This is a genomic window from Aeromonas popoffii, assembly GCF_000820025.1.
In the GTDB taxonomy this organism is placed as follows: domain Bacteria; phylum Pseudomonadota; class Gammaproteobacteria; order Enterobacterales; family Aeromonadaceae; genus Aeromonas; species Aeromonas popoffii.
Genome location: NZ_CDBI01000059.1, coordinates 80,687 through 87,337 on the forward strand (window position 1 = coordinate 80,687; position 6,651 = coordinate 87,337).

Below are 6,651 nucleotides of genomic sequence, written 5' to 3' on the forward strand. Positions count from 1 at the left end.
GGGAAATTGACGTTTGACAGGATGCAATCCGCCCCTGCCTGCAGGGATCTCATCGCCCGGACGGGTTTTCCGTCGCAGGCTCCGCGCACTGGGCCTGAGTCTCTGTTTGCTGCTGTTCGTCACCCCGGCCATGGCGGCCAAACTCACCTATCAGGTCAAGGGGCTGAGAGGGGAGACCAAGGATAACGTCGAAGCCTTCCTCAATGCGCTGCCCGTCTTTCAAGAGCGCCAATTCCGCACGGCCCGCCCCAAGATCACCGAGAGTGTGCAACAAGCCCTGCAGGTCTTTGGCTACTATCAGCCCAAGATCACCCTGAGCCGTTACAAAAATGCCCCCGCCAGGGTGGTGATCGAGGTGGATGCAGGCAAGCCTGTCATCATCTCCCGCCTCGACATACTGCTGGAAGGGGATGCGGGCAGCGACGACATCTTCAGTGCGCTGCTGGACAAGCTGCCCCTGCAGGAGGGAGATCCCCTCCACCACGGCAAATACGAATCCATCAAGGCCGATCTCGGCAGCCTGGGGCTGGCCCGCGGCTACTTCGACGCCAAGATCAGCAAGAGCCAGGTCAAGGTGTTCCCGGATCAGGGCACGGCCGAGATCTTCATACTGTTTCGCTCCGGCCAGCGCTATCACTTTGGCGAGATCCACTACGACGCCACGCCCGAGGCGCTGCGCCTCATTCGGCCGCTCGTCAACATCAAGAGCGGCGACCCCTATCTGGCGATCCGGTTGGCCGAGATGTCGCAGGATATCTCCTCCACCAGGATGTTCAAGGAGGTGGATATCAGGCCCATGGTCAGCCAGGCGGAGGGCAACCGGGTGCCGGTGCAGGTGACGCTCTCCAACCGGGTCGACCACGAAATAGAAACAGGTATCGGCTTTGCTACCGACGTGGGTCCGCGTATTAGCGCCACGTGGGAGAAGCCCTGGGTCAACAGCTACGGCCACCGTCTCAACGCCACCGCCAAGGTCTCGCAACCCGAGGCCGAGCTTAGCTTCGATTACCAGATCCCGGTGGGCAACCCACTGCGGAACTACTACTCGCTGCAGGCGGGTTATCAATACAAGGACATCAACGATACCCGCTCCGACCTGACCACCCTCAGCGTGCGCCGCTGGACGCGGCAGCCGGAGAGTTGGGACCGAAACGTCTTCATCCGGCTCGAAAACGAGGTCTTTACCCAGGGTGCAGACAAGGGGAACAGCTTGCTGCTGATCCCCGGTGTCTCCTGGTCGCGGTTGCGGATGCGCGGTGGTCTGGTGCCTGACTGGGGCGATCGCCAGCAGCTGACCCTGGAGTTTTCCGATCCCTACTGGGGCTCCGATATCAGCTTCGTGCGGGTGTGGGGCCGCAGCAGGTGGCTGCGCTCCCTGGGAGAGGATCACCGCTTCCTACTACGGGCTGAGCAGGGCGCCATCATAGGGGACAGCTTCTCGCTGGTGCCGCCGTCACTGCGCTTCTTCACCGGTGGTGACCAGACGGTGCGTGGCTATGGCTACGAGACCATCTCGCCGCGCGGCAGCGACGGCAAGTTGCTGGGGGGCCGTTACGTGAGCGTTGCCAGTGCCGAATACAGCTACCGCTTCAGTGACAGATGGCTCGGCGCCCTGTTCGTGGATGGCGGGACGGCCACGGTCGATTACAGCGAGGCTTGGAAGATAGGCCCGGGTGTCGGCGTGCGTTGGGTCACCCCCATAGGTCAGGTCAGGCTCGATCTGGCGGTGGCCATTACCGAAGATGACAAGCCGCTGCGGCTCCATTTCGCGTTGGGGCCTGAACTATGATCCGGTTTAAACGCACCCATCTTCCTCTTTGTTCTCTTTCTTGGCCGCTGCGGCTGCATGTTTCGCGGGGGCCTGTGCTGTGATCTGGGTAAAACGCATTCTTCTCTGGCTGATGGGGCTCGTCTTCCTGCTGCTGATTGGCGTCAGCCTGCTGGGCTTCACCCATCAGGGCAACAAGTGGCTATGGCAACAGGCCAGGGCGGCGCTGCCCTCCCTCAAGGGAGAGCTGGTGGCGGGCCAACTCGGTTATGGCTGGACCCTGGAAGGGGTCGGCTGGCAGGACGAGCTGGTGGATGTCATGGTGGAGCGGGCCGTGCTGAACTGGGATCTCGGCAAGTTGTTGCAGGGCAAGCTCTGGATCAAATCTCTGACGGTCACCCACCCCGTGGTCAAGGTCGCTGAATCGGAGCCGGTGCAGGAAGAGCCATCAGAACCCTTCGTCTGGCGTCCGCTGCCCCTGCGGATCCAGGTCGATAGCCTCCAGGTGGCAGACTTGGATCTGGCGGTGCCCGGCGTCGGTGTGACCCTCACGTCCCTCGACATCGGCGCCACCCTCAGTCGCCAGGGGCTCATCGTGCGCGGGCCTGTGCTGGATGGCCTGACCGTGACCTTGGCCGAGACGCCGCCTGTCGATGCAGCCAAACCGGCTGCGGCCAAGGCGCAGAAGGCAACCAACGCGGCGCCCATCGCGCTGCCCGCCATCACTCTGCCTTTCCCCATCCAGCTGGAAGGCCTGACGGCGACCCGCTTTCGCTATCAACAAGGGGAGCTGAACGAAGGGCTCGACACCCTGCGGCTGTCGGCCAGTGGGAAAGAGGAGCGCATCGAGGTGCGCGAACTCTCCCTGCGCCATGCCATGGCGGATGTGGCGCTTAAGGGCCATATCCGGCTGACCGAGGATTATCCGCTTGAGTTGACCCTGGACGCCAAGGCCCGCAAGGGGCTGCTGGATGGCAAACTCAAGGGGGGGCAGGCGGCCCTGATCCTGGGGGGCTCGGTAGGCAAGCTGGCGCTGGATCTGCAAGCCAAGGGGCCTGTGGCCGCCAACCTCAAGGGGTCATTGGCCGCCCTCAACCCTGACTTGCCGTTTGATCTGGGGCTGGAGTGGCAGCGCCTCGACTGGCCCCTGCACAAGCCAGCCAAGGACGAGCCCAGCTATCAGTTGGACAAAGGCAGCCTGACTGCCAAGGGTAAACTCTCCGGCTATCAGTTTGCCTTGAATACGGCTGGCAAAGGCACTGACGTCCCCCCCTTCAAGCTGGCGCTGACGGGCAAGGGGGATCTGGAACAACTGAACCAGATAAAGCTGCAGCTCAACGCCCTGAAAGGGGAGCTCAAGCTCGATGGCAAGTTGGCCTGGAACCAGGGGGTACGCTGGCAGGGCACCACCGAATTCAAGGAGATCAATCCCGCCGAACTGGTTCCCGAGCTCAAGGGCAAGCTGGCGGGCAAGATTACCAGCCAGTTCGAACTGAACGAGACAGGCCACTGGCAGCTGCAGCTGCCAGAACTGAAGGTCGAGGGCAAGCTCAACCAGCATCCGCTGGCCATCAAGGGCCGCCTCAGCGGCAACGACAAGATGGAGTGGCAGATCCCCGCGCTGGCACTGCAAAGCGGCCCTAACCAGCTGCAGGTCAAGGGCAGCCTCAGCCAGCAGGCATGGAGGCTGGATGCGGATATCGATGCCCCCAATCTGGCCGGGCTCTACCCCGGTCTGAAGGGGGACATCAAGGGACAGGTGCGCCTCACCGGCAACCAGCAGACACCAAGGGTCACGACGGAACTGGCCGCCAGCCGGCTCTACTATGCGGGTACGGATCTGAAGGGGATTGCCATCAAGGGTAATGCCCTGGTCGGCGACAAGCCGGCCGGTGAGCTGGCGCTGACGGTGGCGAGCCTGGTACAAGGGGCCAACGCGCTCAGCCAGCTGGCCCTCAACCTGAGCGGTGATCTCAATCAGCATGTTTTATCGCTGACCATGAAGGGCGAGCCGGTGGCGGCCAATCTCAACCTGAGCGGTAGCCTGCGCGGGGACCGCTGGCGTGGCACCCTATCGGAGCTCAAGCTGAAGACGCCGCTGCAGCGTTGGGAGCTGACAGCCCCCTGGGCGCTTGACCTCGATCTGCCGCACCAGCGGTTGACCATGGGGGATCTCTGCCTGGGATCCAAGGGGGCTAGCCTCTGTGTCAAGGGCAGCCAGGTTTCGGCCCAGCAGGGTAGCCTCGAATTTGCCCTGAGCGGGTTAGATCTCCAGCGTCTGCACCCCTGGCTACCGGACAATTTCTGCTGGCTGGCGGTGCTCTCCGCCGATGGCAAAGCCAGTTGGCGAGGCAGCCAGCCGACCCTGCGCGCCACCGTGCGTACCACGCCGGGCACCCTGGTTGCTAATGGGCTCAAGACCGATTATCAGCAGCTCGAGTTTGGGATCGATTTCGAACGTCAGCAGGCGGCGCTCCGGCTCGATTTCGTCTCCAAACAGATAGGCACTATCGATACCAATCTGCTGGTCACGGATCCATCCGGCCGTGGCAGGCTGTCGGGGCAGCTCAAATTTGACGACCTCAAGCTGACGACCTTCGCCCCGCTCATCCCGGAGGTACGCTCCCTGCAGGGGGTTATCTCCGCCGATGCCCGTTTCGATGGCACCCTGACCGCCCCCTTGCTGTTTGGTCAACTCAACCTGCTGGATGGGGAGGTGCAGACCCATTCCGACATGGTGACCCTCTCCAAGCTGGTGACTCGCCTCAAGATTGAAGGCAACCGGGCTGAACTCGACGGCACCATGCTGGTGGGCAAGGGTCCGCTGGTGTTGGGGGGCTGGTTGAGCTGGGCTCAGATGCCGGTCAGTGGCAGCCTCACCATTCAGGGCAAGGAGCTGGATGCCCAATATCCGGGCATGGGACGGGTGCGACTCTCCCCCGATATCGCCATCTCGCTGGGAGAGCAGACCCAGATCACCGGTCAGGTCGACATTCCCTGGGCGCGGATCTTGGTCAAGAGCCTGCCCGAGAGCGCGGTCTCCGTCTCCGATGACGTGATAGTGATCCATGACGATCTGCCGCCGGAGCCCAGGGCGACGCCGCTGCCAATAGCGATCAAACTTGCCATTCGGCTCGGAGACGACATACGGTTCGATGCCATGGGGCTCACCACCAGGGTGGGTGGGGGCATCAACATCAGCCAGGAGCCTTCCCGGCCACTTGCCGGCAATGGTCAGCTGGTGCTCAACGATGGTCGCTTCAGGGCTTATGGCCAGAACCTTATCATCAAGGATGGTCGCATCCTCTTCTCCGGCCCGCTTGATCGGCCCTTCCTCAACATAGAAGCCATTCGGGATCCCGCGACCATAGCGGCCAATGTGACTGTCGGGGTCAGGGTGACGGGGCCGGCTAGCAAGCCCAATATCACCGTTTTTTCTCAACCTCAGATGGCGCAATCCGAACAGCTTTCCTATCTGCTGCGCGGCAGGGGCTTGCAGACCAGTGGCGCAGATGGCGGTTTCAATGGCTTGCTGGTGGCCGGTGCCGTCAGTCAGGCCAGCGGTGTTGTCTCCAGCCTGGGGAAATCCCTCGGCATGAGCGATGTGGCGCTTGATACTGCCGGCAGTGGCAACAACACTCAGGTTACCTTGTCTGCCTATCTGTTGCCCGGCTTGCAGTTCCAGTATGGGGTTGGTGTGTTCAGCCCCATTGCCGAGCTCAGGCTGCGTTATGAGCTGATGCCCAGACTCTACCTGCAGGCCATGAGCGGGGTGGCCCAGGCAGTGGATATCTTCTATCGCTTCACCCTGCCGGGCAGGTGAATAGAAAACGGGAGGCTTAGGCCTCCCGTTTTCATGGGGCCAGTGTGATGGTTTAAGGCCCACTGCTTTTTGCATGGCCAGAAATGCGAAAACCCGGCGCCAGGCCGGGTTTTCTGAAGATTGGTGGAGGGAGAAGGATTCGAACCTTCGAAGGCAGAGCCGTCAGATTTACAGTCTGATCCCTTTGGCCACTCGGGAACCCCTCCACGGGGCATTGCATCTGTTGCTTGGCCTTGCTGACTACTGCACTTGAAATGGTGGAGGGAGAAGGATTCGAACCTTCGAAGGCAGAGCCGTCAGATTTACAGTCTGATCCCTTTGGCCGCTCGGGAACCCCTCCACAAGTGCGAGGCGCATACTAACAGATCTTCCGCTGTTGTGAACCCCTTGACGGCATTTTTCCTGCTCACAGGATCCGATTTGCGGCCGATAAGCGATGAAACCACCATTTCCAAGAGTTATCTCATGCTACCCAGCGCGATACGTGATCAGCTGTTGGTTGACGAGGCCCAGCTGGGGCAACGTCTAAACCGGGATCTCCAGCACGGCGACAGGGCTGATTTTCGTCTGCACTTGGCCTTGCTGACCGATGCTGTGGAGGCGCAGCCCTGGTTCGATCCGGTGGCCGCGTCCAAGCCGGATCCCCGGGACTGGCGCAGCCGCTTTGCGCTGCCAGCGCAGGCCCCCCTGCAAGGGGATGAGGATGATGGGGGTGGTGTGCGACTCAACGAGCGGCTGCAACAGGGGGGCTCGATGGTGGATGTCAGGCTCTGGCTGGCGCTGCGCTCGCCGCCCTTGCTGGGCACGCAGCCGACGCTGGATCCCGCCGTGTATGACAACCTCTCGCTTCTGGGGCGTGAGCGCTGGCAACGCAAGATAGCGGATCAGCCAAGGGGTGACGATCCGCTGCTCATGCTGCCAATACTGGATGCGTTGCAACAGGGGGTGGATGCTCGTCTGCACTGGTTAAGCTGAGACAGGGTAAGGAGGGGGCATCGACTCGTGGCAGCGTCAGGATGCAAAAAGGCGGGAAGATCCCGTAATGCCGATCAGTTAAGGA

Annotated in this window: 3 protein-coding genes and 2 tRNA genes; 3 read left to right on the top strand and 2 right to left on the bottom strand. The window is 61.9% G+C overall.

What is annotated here, in order from left to right; translation table 11 throughout:
* Nucleotides 1-13: 13 nt before the first annotated feature.
* Nucleotides 14-1,789, top strand: a complete 1,776-nt coding sequence (tamA, locus tag BN1129_RS12430; protein ID WP_042036930.1) for an autotransporter assembly complex protein TamA — start codon at nt 14-16, stop codon at nt 1,787-1,789.
* Between the two features lie 79 nt (nt 1,790-1,868).
* Nucleotides 1,869-5,591 (top strand): autotransporter assembly complex protein TamB, encoded by a 3,723-nt coding sequence (gene tamB, locus BN1129_RS12435; RefSeq protein WP_042036938.1) that lies wholly within the window; start codon nt 1,869-1,871, stop codon nt 5,589-5,591.
* A 121-nt stretch (nt 5,592-5,712) separates the two neighbouring features.
* Here the strand turns inward: tamB and BN1129_RS12440 are convergent.
* Nucleotides 5,713-5,797 (bottom strand) — tRNA-Tyr (locus BN1129_RS12440).
* A gap of 49 nt (nt 5,798-5,846) precedes the next feature.
* Nucleotides 5,847-5,931, bottom strand: a tRNA-Tyr gene (locus tag BN1129_RS12445).
* Nucleotides 5,932-6,056: 125 nt separating this feature from the next.
* Between BN1129_RS12445 and BN1129_RS12450 the strand changes: the two genes are divergently transcribed.
* Nucleotides 6,057-6,566 (top strand): VC2046/SO_2500 family protein, encoded by a 510-nt coding sequence (locus BN1129_RS12450; RefSeq protein WP_042036939.1) that lies wholly within the window; start codon nt 6,057-6,059, stop codon nt 6,564-6,566.
* Nucleotides 6,567-6,651 lie beyond the last annotated feature (85 nt).